This is a genomic window from Pseudomonas sp. MT3, from assembly GCF_054720805.1.
Map to the genome: position 1 here is coordinate 26,064 of NZ_JBTVPY010000004.1, position 12,593 is coordinate 38,656.

The window sequence follows — 12,593 nt, forward strand, 5'->3', positions numbered from 1 at the left end:
CGTGCTGCCCAGGCCCAAGGGCCTTTGTCAGTCATATAGGTCATGTATGTTGACCTTTCTGGACGCTGCGGACAGACGGCCAGGCCCGTGGCCAGAGGGCTGGCGTCGGATTGCCGGCGGCGCTTGGAAAAATGTTGATGAATTTTACGAACCAGCGGGTCTAGCGGATGCTGAGTGCAGAACTGAAAGCGTTCTATCGGGTGGCGAAGCTGGGTAGCATCACCCAAGCGGCAAAGAAGCTCGGCCTGAGCCAGCCCACCGTCACCACCCAGATCCGCAACCTGGAAAGCCAGTACGCGGTGGAGCTGTTCTACCGTGGCGGTCGCCGCCTGACCCTGAGCGACGAGGGCGCGCGCCTGCTGCCGATGGTCGAGGCGCTGCTGCGGCAGGAAGCCGACATCGAGTTCTACCTGCGCAATTGCGGGCAGATGCAGGGGGCGCTGCGCATCGGCGCCACCTCTCCTTACTACGTGCTCGGGCTGATCAAGAGCTTCCGCGAGCGTCATCCGCAAATCGAAGTGTCGGTGGAGATCGGCAACTCCCAGCAGGTGCTCGAAGCGCTGGTGGAGTGCCGGGTCGACCTGGCGGCGTCCTCGCAGCAGGTGGACGATGCGCGCCTGACCCGCGTGGTGCTCGGCAGCGATCCGCTGGTGCTGGCGGTGCACCGCAGCCATCCGCTGGCGATGCAGGCGTCGGTGGCCCTGGGTGATCTGCGCAATCACTGCCTGCTGATGCGCGAGGCGGGTTCGACCACTCGCGAACTCACCGAGGCGATGTTGCAGGAAGCCGGGGTGACGCCGGCCTCGATGCTGGAAATCGGCAGCCGCGAATCGATCCGCGAGGCGGTGATCCGCAACCTGGGCGTGAGCATCATTTCTCGCCAGGAGGTGCCGGATAATCCGCAACTGAGCGTGCTGGAGATCGTTGGTGCGCGGCGGATCGATGAGTATCTGTATTGCCTGAAGGATCGGCGGCAGGCGCGGTTGCCGAGTGCGTTCCTGGGGTTGGCGCAGGTGTAGGAGCGAACTCTGTCCGCAGTGCTTTTCTTTTGGGTTTAGGGGTTTCCGCGCCGCTTCGGCGTGTGTTGGTAGATTTTGTTTCGCCCTCTCGGGCGAGTCACTTTCTCAAACGCGAGAAAGTAACCAAAGCGCTTGCCCCTGCATCCGGCCCCGGCTTCGCCGGGGTTCCCTCGCTCCATCGAAGTTTCAGGGGCCCGCGTCGATGGGCCATCCATGGCCCAACGACGCTCTCGCGACATCCATGTCGCTCAACCCCTGAAACTCCGATTCCACTCGGCCTCCTGAAGGGGCGTTCCGGCGTGTGCGGAGGTTTCTCTGGAAGCCTTATAAAGCGAGAGCCAGAGCGGAAGCTGTGCTCTCGTAGTAGCGGACTCCGTCCGCGATCCGCTTGACGACTAGGCCGCAGACCAAACCATTCAATCCCGCCGTTTCGCAAAATTTTTCACCCTCATACCAAAATTTGCCTATGGATCTATCGGTGCACTTTTCATCATCGCAATAGAGCCGTCGCATTCGCTCCCTAGCATGAGCCTCGTCAAGTCACGCCGCTGCCCACGGCGCGTGAGCCACAGGAGCACGAGGTACCGCCATGCATCCCACCCTCGCCGGCACGCCGCTCAGCGTGCGCCACATCCGTAAACGCTTCGGCCAGTTCGTCGCCCTCGACGGCGTGTCGCTGGACGTCAAGGCCGGTGAGCTGGTCTGTCTGCTCGGCCCCTCCGGTTGCGGCAAGACCACGCTGCTGCGCTGCATCGCCGGCCTGGAGCGTCAGGACGAAGGCAGCCTGCACCTGGGCGAGCGCGATGTCTCGCTGCTGCCGCCGCAGGCGCGGGACTACGGCATCCTGTTCCAGTCCTACGCGCTGTTCCCCAACCTGACCGTCGAGCAGAACATCGCCTACGGCCTGGCCAATGCCAGCAAGGGCGAATCCCGCCGCCGCGTTGGCGAGATGCTGGAACTGGTCGGCCTGGCCGGCAGCGAGAAGAAGTATCCCGGCCAGCTCTCCGGTGGCCAGCAGCAGCGTGTGGCGATGGCCCGCGCGCTGGCGCCGAGCCCGTCGCTGCTGCTGCTCGACGAACCGATGTCGGCGCTGGACGCCCGCGTCCGCGAGCACCTGTGCGGCGAGTTGCGCCAGTTGCAGAAGAGCCTGGGCATCACCACCGTGATGGTCACCCACAATCAGGACGAAGCCATGCTGATGGCTGATCGCATCGCGGTGATGAACCACGGGCGCATCGAGCAGTACGGCACCGCCCAGGAGATCTACAGCGCCCCGAGCACGCCCTTCGTCGCCGAGTTCGTCGGCCAGGGCAACTGGCTGCCGTTCGAGCGTGGCAGTGACGGCCAGGTTCGCGTCGGCACTCTCAGCCTGTGCCTGCAGGACCAGGCTGCGAGCGCCTCGGGCCGACTGTTCTGCCGCCCGGAGGCGATCAGCGTGAACCCGGCGGTGCACCAGGAGAACCTGTTCCGCGCGCAGATCCGCGAGATCACCTTCCTCGGCAACCGCTGCCGCATGAGCTTCGAGCTGGAGCAACTGCCGGGATATGCGCTGCTGGCGGAGCTGGCGCCGGAAGACATGCCGCGCCTGGGCACCCCGGATATCTGGGTGTCGCTGCCTCCGCGCAGCCTGCAGGTGTTCGCCTGAGATGGAGGCCGTGGTGAATCGCAGTCCGGCGCTGGCCGCCGACAAGCTCCGTGGCGATCTGGGCGATCGGCTGTTCGTGCGTGGCGGCAAGTGGCTGCTGCTGGTCCTGCTCATCCTCGCCGTGCTGTTGCCGCTGTTGGCGATCTTCTGGCGCGGCTTCAGCGGCGAAGCGGGGCAGGGCGGTGGTCTGGCCGCCATGAGCGAGTTGCTGCGCAGCGACAACTTCCACTGGTTGCTGGGCAACAGCCTGAAGGTTTCCCTGGGCGTGGCGGCCATCGTGGTGCCGGCCGCCTACCTGTTCGCTTATGCGCTGCAACGCACGCTGATCCCGGCCAAGGGCCTGTGGCGCGGGATCTCCCTGCTGCCGCTGCTGGCGCCGTCGATGCTGCCGGGCATCGCGCTGATCTACCTGTTCGGCAACCAGGGCCTGCTGCGCGGTTGGATACCGGACAACATCTACGGCTTCTGGGGCATCGTCCTGGGCGAGGCCATCTACACCTTCCCCCATGCACTGATGATCCTGCTGTCGGCCCTGTCGCTGGCCGATGCGCGGCTGTTCGACGCCGCCTCCAGCATGGGCGCCAGTCCCTGGAAAGCCTTCCGCAGCATCACCTGGCCGGGCTCGCGGCAGGGTGTGTTCGCCGCCTTCTGCCTGGTGTTCACCCTGACCATCACCGACTTCGGCGTGCCGGTCGTGGTGGGCGGCGATTACCAGGTGCTGGCGCTGGAAGCCTACAAGGCGGTGGTCGGCCAGCAGCAGTTCGGCCGCGGCGCGCAGATCGGCATGGTCCTGCTGCTGCCGGCGCTGCTCAGTTTTGCCGTGGACGCCTGGCTGCGCCGCAGCCAGCGCGACGCCATGAGCGGCCGCGCGCAGGTCTACCACCCGAAGCCGTCGCGTCGTCGCGATGCCGCCTTCCTCGCCATCGTCGTGCTGATCTGCGCGGTGCTGCTGGGTGTGCTGGGCATGGCGGTGTACTCCTCGCTGGTGAAGTTCTGGCCCTACAACCTGTCGCTGTCGCTGCGCCACTATGACTTCGACGCCACCGCCGGCGGCGGCTGGCTGGCCTACCGCAACAGCCTGACGATGGCCGCCTGCACGGCGATCATCGGCAGCGCGGTGATCTTCACCGGCGCCTACCTGATCGAGAAGACCCGCGAGCAGCAATGGCTGAACCAACTGCTGCGCATGCTCTGCTTCGTGCCGATGGCCGTGCCGGGCCTGGTGCTGGGCCTGGGCTACGTGTTCTTCTTCAACCTGCCGGGCAACCCGCTGCATGTGTTCTACGGCAGCATGGCGCTGCTGGTGGTGTGCACCATCGCCCACTACCTGACCACCGCGCAGATGACCGCCACCGCCGCGCTGCGCCAGCTCGACGGCGAGTTCGAGGCCGCCGCGCTGTCGCTGAAGATGCCGCTGTGGCGCCACTACCTGCGCATCACCGTGCCGATCTGCCTGCCGGCGCTGCTGGACATCATCCGCTACCTGTTCGTCTCGGCGATGACCACCGTCTCGGCGGCGATCTTCCTCTACAACCCGGACACCATCCTCGCCGCCGTCGCCGTGCTGAACATGGACGACTCCGGCAACGTCGGCGGCGCCGCCGCCATGTCCACCCTGATCCTGCTCACCTCCGCCGCCGTGTCGCTGCTGCTGGCCGGCGCCTCGCGAGGGCTGCTGCGCCGCTCCCAGGCCTGGAGGAAGTGACCACCGGTTTTCCGTTGCACCTCGTTGAACTCTCACCGTTGTACTGATCGTCATCCCCGCGAAGCCGGGGGCCCCAGGAATAAAAGGAGCTCCACATGTTCAAACGTCTTGCCCTCGCCGCCGCCGTGGTTGCTGGTTTCGCCGCACAGGCGCACGCCGCCGACACCGAGCTGACCGTCTACACCGCTCTGGAACCGGAACAGCTGAGCGCCTACAAGCAGGCCTTCGAAGCCGAGAACCCGGACATCAGGATCAAGTGGGTGCGCGACTCCACCGGTATCGTCACCGCCAAGCTGCTGGCCGAGAAAGACCGTCCGCAGGCCGACGCCGTCTGGGGCCTGGCTGCTTCCAGCCTGGCCATCCTCGACCAGCAGGGCATGCTCGAGCCCTACGCGCCCAAGCACCTGGACGCCATCGGCAAGAACTACCGCGACGCCGCCAATCCGCCGACCTGGGTCGGCATGGACGTGTGGGCCGCGACCATCTGCTTCAACACCATCGAGGCCGAGAAGCTGGGCCTGGAAAAACCCATCAGCTGGCAGGACCTGACCAAGCCCGAGTACAAGGGCAAGATCGTCATGCCGAACCCGGCGTCCTCCGGCACTGGCTTCCTCGACGTCTCCGCCTGGCTGCAGACCTTCGGCGAGAAGCAGGGCTGGGCCTACATGGACGCCCTGCACGAGAACATCGGCCAGTACGTCCACTCCGGCTCCAAGCCGTGCAAGCTGGCCGCCGCCGGCGAGTTCCCGATCGGCATCTCCTTCGAGTACCCGGCCGTGCAGCTCAAGCGCCAGGGTGCGCCGCTGGACATCGTCCTGCCCAAGGAAGGCCTGGGCTGGGAGATCGAAGCCACCGGTATCGTCAAGGGCACCCAGCATGAAGCCGCCGCGAAGAAACTCGCCGACTTCTCCGCCAGCCCCAAGGCGATGGAGCTGTACAAGGAAAACTTCGCCGTGCTGGCACAGCCGGGCATCGCCAAGCCGCAGACCGAACTGCCGGCCGACTACGAGCAGCGCCTGATCAAGAACGACTTCGCCTGGGCCTCGAAGAACCGCGACAGCATCCTCGCCGAGTGGCGCAAGCGCTACGACGGCAAGTCGGAGAAGGTCGCGCAGAAGTAAGCGCGCAAGCCCTCTTCGCGCACCGGAAGAGGGCGCCGCGCCGACGACGGCGCGGCCACATCGTTGAACCCTCGCGCCTGCCGCCATCCGTGCGGCAGGCGCGACGGGCACCTCGCAAGAAGGATTCCTCCATGAGCCAGACCCACTGCGACGTCGCCATCGTCGGCGCCGGCATCCTCGGCCTTTCCCACGCCTACGCCGCCGCCCGCCGCGGCCTCTGCGTGCGCGTCTTCGAGCGCTCCGCCACGCCCCTGGGCGCCTCGGTGCGCAACTTCGGCCAGGCGCTGGTCACCGGCCAGCCGCCGGGCGTGATGTCGGACCTGGCGCGGGCCAGCCGGTCGATCTGGGCGCACTGGGCCGAGCGGGCCGGGTTCTCCCTGCGCCGCAACGGCTCGCTGCTGTTCGCCCGCACCGAGGCCGAAGAAGCGCTGCTGGAAGCCTTCTGCGCTGGCCGCGCGAAGGAGCAGGAGTACAAGGTCGAGCTGCTGCGCGGCAGTGCGCTGAACGACCTCTACCAGGGCCACTTCCGCCATCACCGCGCGGCGCTGCACGGCTTCGACGACCAGCAGCTGTACTCCCGCGAGGCACTGCCGACGCTGATCGAATACCTGCGCCGCGAACTGGGCGTGCGGTTCCATTTCTCCACCCTGGTCCGCGACGTCGATACCGGCGTGCTGCGCACCACGGCGGGCACCTTCACCGCCGGGCAGGTGATCGTCTGCTCCGGCCACGACTACCAGACGCTGCTGGCCGAGGCCATCGCGCCACTGGAGCCGCAGGTGTGCCGCCTGCAGATGCTGCGGGCGCGTCCGCAGTTCGACTTCGGCCTGGGTCATGCGCTGCTCACCGGGCTGAGCTGCGTGCACTACGGCGCCTTCGCCGACCTGCCGGAAGCTGAAGCGATCCGGGGGCAGATTCGCCGCGAGACGCCGGAGCTGGAAGCGCAGGGCATCCACCTGCTGATCAGCCCGACGCCTTATGGCGAGCTGATCATCGGCGACTCGCATCATTACGGTAGCGATGCCGCGCCGTTCAATGCAGAGGCTGTGGACACGCTGATGCTGGCGCTGGCCGAGGACACCCTGGGCATGCGCGTGGAGGTGGTCGAGCGCTGGCAGGGCGTCTATGGCTCGCGCGGGCCGGGTCCGTTCTCGGTGCTGCAGGCGGCGGACGGGGTCACTGCGGTGTTGATGCATACGGGCGTGGGCATGAGCGTCGGGCCGGAGCTGGGCGAGCGGACCGTCGCGGCCCTGTTTGGCTGACATGTAGCTGTCACCTGACTTTCATGGGCATCTGATAACACCAAGGGGCGGGTGTGATCTGCTCTTCGTAGGAGCGAGCTTGCTCGCGAACAGTCCGTGCCGTGCGGGTTCGCGAGCAAGCTCGCTCCTACAAGGTTGGACATACGTCCGCAGCGGAGTCCCATGAACCACAGCATCGTCCAGAGCCATCAGGATTCCGACCTGTTCGGCCTGCTCTATGGCTTCAGCTTCCGTCCCGGCCAGCCTGGCCTGGAAATCGATTCGTCCACCGCGCTGCAGCGCCTGCGGGAGCCGCGCGCGGCGGACGAGTTTCTCTGGCTGCACCTGAACCTGGCGCACGCGGCTTGCGAGCGCTGGATGAAGTCGTACCTGGAGCTGCCGGACTACTTCTTCGAAACCCTGCGCGAAGGCTCGCGTTCGACCCGCATCGAGCATGTGGATGGCGCGTTGCTGGCGGTGGTCAACGATGTGGTGTTCGACTTCGGCAGTCGCATGTCCTCGGACGTCTCCACCTTGTGGGTGTGCGCCCGCGGCCGCCTGCTGGTCACCGCCCGCGCCCAGCCGCTGCGCTCGGTGGATACCCTGCGTTCCTCGGTTAAGCACGGCGAGTGCTTCCACTCGCCGCTGGAGTTGCTGATCCATCTGCTGCGCGACCAGGCTGAGATCCTCACCCGCATCGTCCGCGAGACCAGCACCAGCGTCGATCGCATCGAGGACCAGCTGTTGTCCTCGCGCCTCTCGACCAGCCGCGCCGACCTGGGTGCCATGCGCCGTGTGCTGGTACGCCTGCAACGCCTGCTGGCGCTGGAGCCGGGCGCGCTGATGCGCCTGCTCAACCGTCCGCCGGAGTGGTTGAAGGACGACGACGTGCGGGTGCTGCGCGAGGCCACCGAAGAGTTTTCCCTGGTGATCAACGACCTCACCGCGCTGGGCGAACGCATCAAGCTGCTGCAGGAAGAGATCGCCGCGAAGATCAACGAGCAGAGCAACCGCACGCTGTTCACCCTCACCGTGGTCACGGTGCTGGCGTTGCCGATCAACATCATCGCCGGCTTCTTCGGCATGAACGTCGGCGGTATTCCGTTTTCCGGCGATCCGGAGGGGTTCTGGATCCTGGTGGTGCTGGTGGCCAGCTTCACCGGCCTGGCGGGACGCTGGGCGTTTCGCAAGCGGGATGATTACTGAGCGCCCGGCAGCTCTTCTGTCGAGGGGAATGCCCCTCGGGTTCGCGAGCAAGCTCGCTCCTACAAGGTCGGGCTGACCCATTGGCGGATCTTCCTGTAAGCGGGCCATGCCTGCGAATCGCGCGCAAGGCGCGCTCATACGGTGGTGCGGGTCCCGTAGGCGCGGACGGTATGGCCTTTCCTGCAGGAGCGGACGCTGTCCGCGATTCGGCCGCCAAGCCGACAGAAGAGCATCGCGGACGACGTCCGCTTGTACGGAAACTTCCTTCTCCTCGCTGCTTGAAATATCGAACGAGTGGTGCGTATTTTGTACAGGCCACGCACCGTGCGCGGCCTCGTATTACAAGGATAAGAAGTCATGAGTAGCGATCTGCGCAGCCTGCTCGCCGAGCGTCTGGCTGGAGTCGAAGAGATCGAGTGCGTCACCCCCGACCTCAACGGGGTGCCGCGTGGCAAGGTGATGACCGGGGAAGGTTTCCTCACCGGCCGCCGCCTGCAACTGGCGCGTGGCGTCCTGTTGCAGTGCATCATGGGCGGCTACCCGCCGGCGAAATTCTATGGCAGCGATGACGGCGACCTCGCCCTGGTCGCCGAGCCGACCCAGATCCACCGTCTGCCCTGGAGCGACGAGCCACGCGCCTTCGCCATCTGCGACGCGGTGGAACTCGACGGCCAGCCCTCCGGTCTGTCCACCCGCGGCCTGCTCAAGCGAGTGCTGGCGCGCTATGCCGAGCGTGGCTGGAGCCCGGTGGTGGCGACCGAGCTGGAGTTCTTCGTCTTCGCGCCCAATCCCGACGCCAGCGAAGCCTTCCAGGCGCCGGTGGGCCTCGACGGTCGCCGCGAGATCGGCCACTCGGCCTTCAGCGTGTCTTCCAACAACGGCCTGCGCCCGTTCTTCCAGGACGTCTACCGCTGCATGGCAGCGGTGGGGCTGGAACGCGACACCTTCATGCATGAGATGGGTACTACCCAGTTCGAGATCAACTTCCTGCATGGCGACCCGGTGCTGCTGGCCGACCAGACTTTCCTGTTCAAGCATCTGCTCAAGGAAGTGGCGCTCAAGCACGGGCTGATCGTGGTCTGCATGGCCAAGCCGCTGGCGCACACGCCGGGTAGCTCGATGCACATCCACCAGAGCATCGTCGACGGCGAAGGGCGCAACATCTTCACCGATGCCAACGGCGAGGCGACGCCGGCGTTCCGTCACTTCATCGGCGGTCAGCAGGCGTGCCTGGCGGACTTCACCCTGCTGTTCGCGCCGAACGTGAACTCCTTCCAGCGCCTGTGCCACCCGTACGCGTCGCCGAACAACGCCTGCTGGTCCCACGACAACCGCGCCGCCGGCCTGCGCATTCCGGCCAGCGCGCCGGTGGCCCGCCGCGTGGAAAACCGCCTGCCGGGCGCCGACGCCAACCCCTACCTGGCCATCGCCGCCAGCCTGGCGGCCGGCCTGCACGGCATCGAGCGCGAACTGGAGCCGACCGAGGCGATCCAGGGCGAGTTCGAGGTCCCCGAGGAACTGTTGCTGCCCTGCACGATGTACGACGCCCTGCAGCGCCTGAAGCGCAGCGAGCTGGCCCGCGAGGCGTTCGGCAACGAGTTCATCGACGGCTACGTGGCGACCAAGTCGATGGAGCTGACCAGCTTCTTCGACGAGATCACCCCGTGGGAGCGCCGCGTGCTGGCCGCCCAGGCCTGACCGCTGCGCGGGCACGCCGACACAGTCGCGCCGAAACACTGGTGCGGCTGCGATCGGCGGGCATTTCTCCAGCATCCTCGCGCATCCCGCCGCCATCCTCCAGGATGCTCCGCAACACGCTTCGCGACCCCCTCTGTTCCACGCCCGGCAGGGCTCTCGACGCGCCCTCCGGCACGCTCTAAGGTGTCATCGCACGTCCCGCTTTCCGCTGTCCGGGCGCCGCCAGCCGCGCTCGGGGCCGTTCTGGACCAGGAGGTCCGATGCACCGGATTTTCACCGCCTTCCGCGCACTCTATTTCGCCACCGTGATGTTGTTGACCGGCTCCGGCCTGCTCAGTACCTACCTCGCCCTGCGCCTGGCGGAGGCGAAGGTGGATGGGCTGTGGGTGGGCGCCATGATGGCGGCCTATTACCTGGGGCTGGTGCTGGGCGGCAAGATCGGCCACCGGCTGATCGCCCGCGTCGGCCACATCCGCGCCTATGTCGCCTGCGGCGGGGTGGTCACCGCGGCGGTGCTGGGCATCGGCCTGCTGCCCTGGCTGTCGGGCTGGCTGGTGCTGCGGACGCTGATCGGCCTGGGGATGATGTGCCAGTACATGGTCATCGAAAGCTGGCTCAACGAGCAGGCGGAGGCGCGCCAGCGCGGCGCGGTGTTCGCCGGCTACATGGTGGCGTCCTACCTCGGCCTGGTGGCTGGCCAACTGGTGCTGGTGGTGCATCCGACCCTGGGCCAGGAACTGCCGATGATGATCGCGCTGAGCTTCGCCCTGTCGCTGGTGCCGGTGGCTATCACCCACAAGGTTCACCCCGCGCCGCTGCGCCCGGCGCCGCTGGAGCCGCGTTTCTTCATCCAGCGTGTGCCGCAGTCGCTGACCACGGTGCTGGTGTCCGGGCTGGTGATCGGTTCCTTCTACGGCCTGGCCCCCCTGTACGCCACGCGGCAGGGCCTTTCCAACGAGCAGGTCGGCCTGTTCATGGGCGGCTGCATCTTCGCCGGCCTGCTGGTGCAGTGGCCGCTGGGCTGGCTGTCTGACCGCTACGACCGCGCCGTGCTGATCCGCAATGCGGCGATCCTGCTGCTGCTGTTCGCCTTGCCGCTGGCGCTGCTGCCGATGTTGCCGCTGCCGGAGATGTCGTTGTCCCTGGCGCTGCTGCTGCCGATGGGGTTCCTGGTCTGCCTGGTGCAGTTCACCCTCTATCCGCTGGCGGTGGCGTTCTCCAACGACCACGTCGAGGGCGATCGCCGCGTGTCATTGACGGCGATGCTGCTGGTGACCTTCGGTGTCGGCGCCTGCATCGGGCCGCTGGCGGCCGGTGCGCTGATGAAGGTGTTCGGTGCGAACATGCTGTATGCCTTCGTCAGCGCCTGTTCGCTGATCCTGATCTGGCGCGTGCAGCCGGAGAAGGTCAGCGGCGTGCACCGGGTCGACGAGGCGCCGGTCAAGCACGTGGCCACGCCGGACAGCCTGGCGTCCTCGCCGCTGTCCGCCGCACTCGATCCGCGGGTCGATGAAGCGGCGGTGGAGGAGCAGATGAAGGGCAACGACAGCAGCGTGTCGGCGCCGGAAGCCGAAGAGGAAAGCCGGCCCGCCTGAGGGGCCGTGAGGAGGGCGGCAAACGCTTGCCGCCCGGCGTCAGGTGCGGGTCAGAACAGCTCGTCCTTCTCGAAGCGCCGGGCTTCGCGCTGCAACTGGTAGACGAAGCGCTCGATGTTGCGCTGGACCAGGCCGCTGACCTGCAGGAAGCGCAGGCCGGCGAAGCTGACGCCGACCTTTTCCTCGAAGTGCACGTGGCGCAGTTCCACTTCCAGGGTGATGGCGCCGAAGGGCAGGCGGGCGGTGAAGCGCTCGTAGACCTGTCCCGGTTGCAGGCGGTCGCTGGCGTTGCCGTCCAGGCGAATCTTGCAGCCGGTGGCGGAGATGTCGATCAGGTTGCCCTTGATCGGGGCCTTGAGCTTTTCGCCGGCGATTTCCACCGCCACCGGCTGGCCCTGGCTGACGCTGGCGCGGAAGGCATTGCGGCGCTGGTGGTAGAGCACTTCGTCCGGCACGGGCAGCCAGTAGCAGCGGGCGCCGTCGATCTCGGCGAAATAGGCGTTCTGCCGGCATTCCCAGGCGATGCGCACGCCCTCGTGGAAGGCTTCGATGCGGAACGCTTCGCCGTTCTGCAGGAAGCGCTCGCCGTCGTTGGGGATGAGTTCGTCCAGGGCGATCAGGTTGCGCTCGCGGTTGACCGCGACGACGAAGCTCTGGAAGCGCTGGTTGCGGTCGTCGAAGGTGATCACCAGGGGATCGTGGCTGTCCATGAGCATCCGCAGGCTGGCATGGATCTCCACCGGGGCCTTGAGCCGCTTCGGTGGTTGAGGGCCGTTTTCCTCGACAAACAGGTTGGCCACGGTCCGCGGATCTCCATCTTGATTGTGTTTGTTATGGATAGGGCATGGGATATGCCGATGATGGCATTGTGCCCAAAGGCCGGCCGCCAGGCCAGTGCTCAGGCCTGGCTGAGCGGACGCTGTCGGCTGCCCTGAGTCGAGCTGCCGCGACGGTCGTAGAGATTGGGAGTGTCCTGCCCGCGCAGAATGTCGAGCAGGCGGCCGGTGCTGGCCTGGCCGGCGCGGATGATCCGGCCGTTGCGCTGGCTGGCGTCCTGGCATCGTTCGAGCAGCGCGCCCAGCTCATCGCCACGCGCCAGCAGTTCGGCGTTGCCGCTGCGCTCGGCGAGTTGCGTCAGTCCCTGGCGATCCACGCTGACACCCGCTTGCTGCAGCGCGGTGGCGCGCTCGCGGCCATTGCGTTCGAGCTGCTGCATCAACGGCACCTTGCGTTCGAGCAGCTGTTGCAGCTGCGCCAGATCGCGCGCTTGCAGCGCCTGGTACTCGTCATCGATCAACTGCAGCAACTGACGGGCTGCGTCGATGTCGCCGTCGATCAGGGAAAGCAGGGCATCGGACATCTT

General features: G+C 66.7%; 10 protein-coding genes. 8 read left to right on the forward strand and 2 right to left on the reverse strand.

Annotated features, from left to right (window positions below; translation table 11 throughout):
- The first annotated feature begins 167 nt into the window (after positions 1-167).
- From ACYCAX_RS05265 to ACYCAX_RS05300, 8 genes are all read left to right on the forward strand, one after another.
- Positions 168-1,019 (forward strand): LysR substrate-binding domain-containing protein, encoded by an 852-nt coding sequence (locus tag ACYCAX_RS05265; RefSeq protein ID WP_015476482.1) that lies wholly within the window; start codon positions 168-170, stop codon positions 1,017-1,019.
- 589 nt (positions 1,020-1,608) lie between these two features.
- Positions 1,609-2,664, forward strand: a complete 1,056-nt coding sequence (locus ACYCAX_RS05270; RefSeq protein WP_460247532.1) for a putative 2-aminoethylphosphonate ABC transporter ATP-binding protein — start codon at positions 1,609-1,611, stop codon at positions 2,662-2,664.
- Between the two features lies 1 nt (position 2,665).
- The gene (locus tag ACYCAX_RS05275) at positions 2,666-4,369 is read left to right on the forward strand and encodes a putative 2-aminoethylphosphonate ABC transporter permease subunit (RefSeq protein WP_460247533.1); all 1,704 of its coding nucleotides are present in this window, start codon (positions 2,666-2,668) and stop codon (positions 4,367-4,369) included.
- A gap of 95 nt (positions 4,370-4,464) precedes the next feature.
- Positions 4,465-5,490, forward strand: coding sequence for a putative 2-aminoethylphosphonate ABC transporter substrate-binding protein (locus ACYCAX_RS05280; protein WP_460247534.1), 1,026 nt, complete (start codon positions 4,465-4,467; stop codon positions 5,488-5,490).
- A 131-nt stretch (positions 5,491-5,621) separates the two neighbouring features.
- The gene (locus tag ACYCAX_RS05285; protein ID WP_460247535.1) at positions 5,622-6,752 is read left to right on the forward strand and encodes a TIGR03364 family FAD-dependent oxidoreductase; all 1,131 of its coding nucleotides are present in this window, start codon (positions 5,622-5,624) and stop codon (positions 6,750-6,752) included.
- Positions 6,753-6,914: 162 nt separating this feature from the next.
- Complete coding sequence (locus ACYCAX_RS05290) at positions 6,915-7,937, forward strand: transporter (RefSeq protein ID WP_460247536.1); 1,023 nt, start codon at positions 6,915-6,917, stop codon at positions 7,935-7,937.
- Between the two features lie 459 nt (positions 7,938-8,396).
- On the forward strand, positions 8,397-9,635 hold the full coding sequence (locus ACYCAX_RS05295; RefSeq protein ID WP_460247643.1) for a glutamine synthetase family protein: 1,239 nt from the start codon (positions 8,397-8,399) through the stop codon (positions 9,633-9,635).
- Between the two features lie 260 nt (positions 9,636-9,895).
- A complete protein-coding gene (locus ACYCAX_RS05300) occupies positions 9,896-11,230 on the forward strand; it encodes an MFS transporter (RefSeq protein ID WP_015476489.1) in 1,335 nt (444 codons plus the stop codon).
- Positions 11,231-11,280: 50 nt separating this feature from the next.
- Here the strand turns inward: ACYCAX_RS05300 and ACYCAX_RS05305 are convergent, their stop codons facing one another.
- Together ACYCAX_RS05305 and ACYCAX_RS05310 are read right to left on the reverse strand one after the other, a co-directional pair.
- A complete protein-coding gene (locus tag ACYCAX_RS05305; protein ID WP_460247537.1) occupies positions 11,281-12,030 on the reverse strand; it encodes a flagellar brake protein in 750 nt (249 codons plus the stop codon).
- A 98-nt stretch (positions 12,031-12,128) separates the two neighbouring features.
- The gene (locus tag ACYCAX_RS05310; RefSeq protein ID WP_015476491.1) at positions 12,129-12,590 is read right to left on the reverse strand and encodes a flagella synthesis protein FlgN; all 462 of its coding nucleotides are present in this window, start codon (positions 12,588-12,590) and stop codon (positions 12,129-12,131) included.
- Positions 12,591-12,593 lie beyond the last annotated feature (3 nt).

What these genes read in the sequence shown, in the direction of transcription:
- ACYCAX_RS05265 (WP_015476482.1), top strand. Translation starts at nt 168, where the DNA reads ATGCTGAGTGCAGAACTGAAAGCGTTCTATCGGGTGGCGAAGCTGGGT.
- ACYCAX_RS05270 (WP_460247532.1), top strand. Translation starts at nt 1,609, where the DNA reads ATGCATCCCACCCTCGCCGGCACGCCGCTCAGCGTGCGCCACATCCGT.
- ACYCAX_RS05275 (WP_460247533.1), top strand. Translation starts at nt 2,666, where the DNA reads ATGGAGGCCGTGGTGAATCGCAGTCCGGCGCTGGCCGCCGACAAGCTC.
- ACYCAX_RS05280 (WP_460247534.1), top strand. Translation starts at nt 4,465, where the DNA reads ATGTTCAAACGTCTTGCCCTCGCCGCCGCCGTGGTTGCTGGTTTCGCC.
- ACYCAX_RS05285 (WP_460247535.1), top strand. Translation starts at nt 5,622, where the DNA reads ATGAGCCAGACCCACTGCGACGTCGCCATCGTCGGCGCCGGCATCCTC.
- ACYCAX_RS05290 (WP_460247536.1), top strand. Translation starts at nt 6,915, where the DNA reads ATGAACCACAGCATCGTCCAGAGCCATCAGGATTCCGACCTGTTCGGC.
- ACYCAX_RS05295 (WP_460247643.1), top strand. Translation starts at nt 8,397, where the DNA reads ATGACCGGGGAAGGTTTCCTCACCGGCCGCCGCCTGCAACTGGCGCGT.
- ACYCAX_RS05300 (WP_015476489.1), top strand. Translation starts at nt 9,896, where the DNA reads ATGCACCGGATTTTCACCGCCTTCCGCGCACTCTATTTCGCCACCGTG.
- ACYCAX_RS05310 (WP_015476491.1), bottom strand. Translation starts at nt 12,590, where the DNA reads ATGTCCGATGCCCTGCTTTCCCTGATCGACGGCGACATCGACGCAGCC.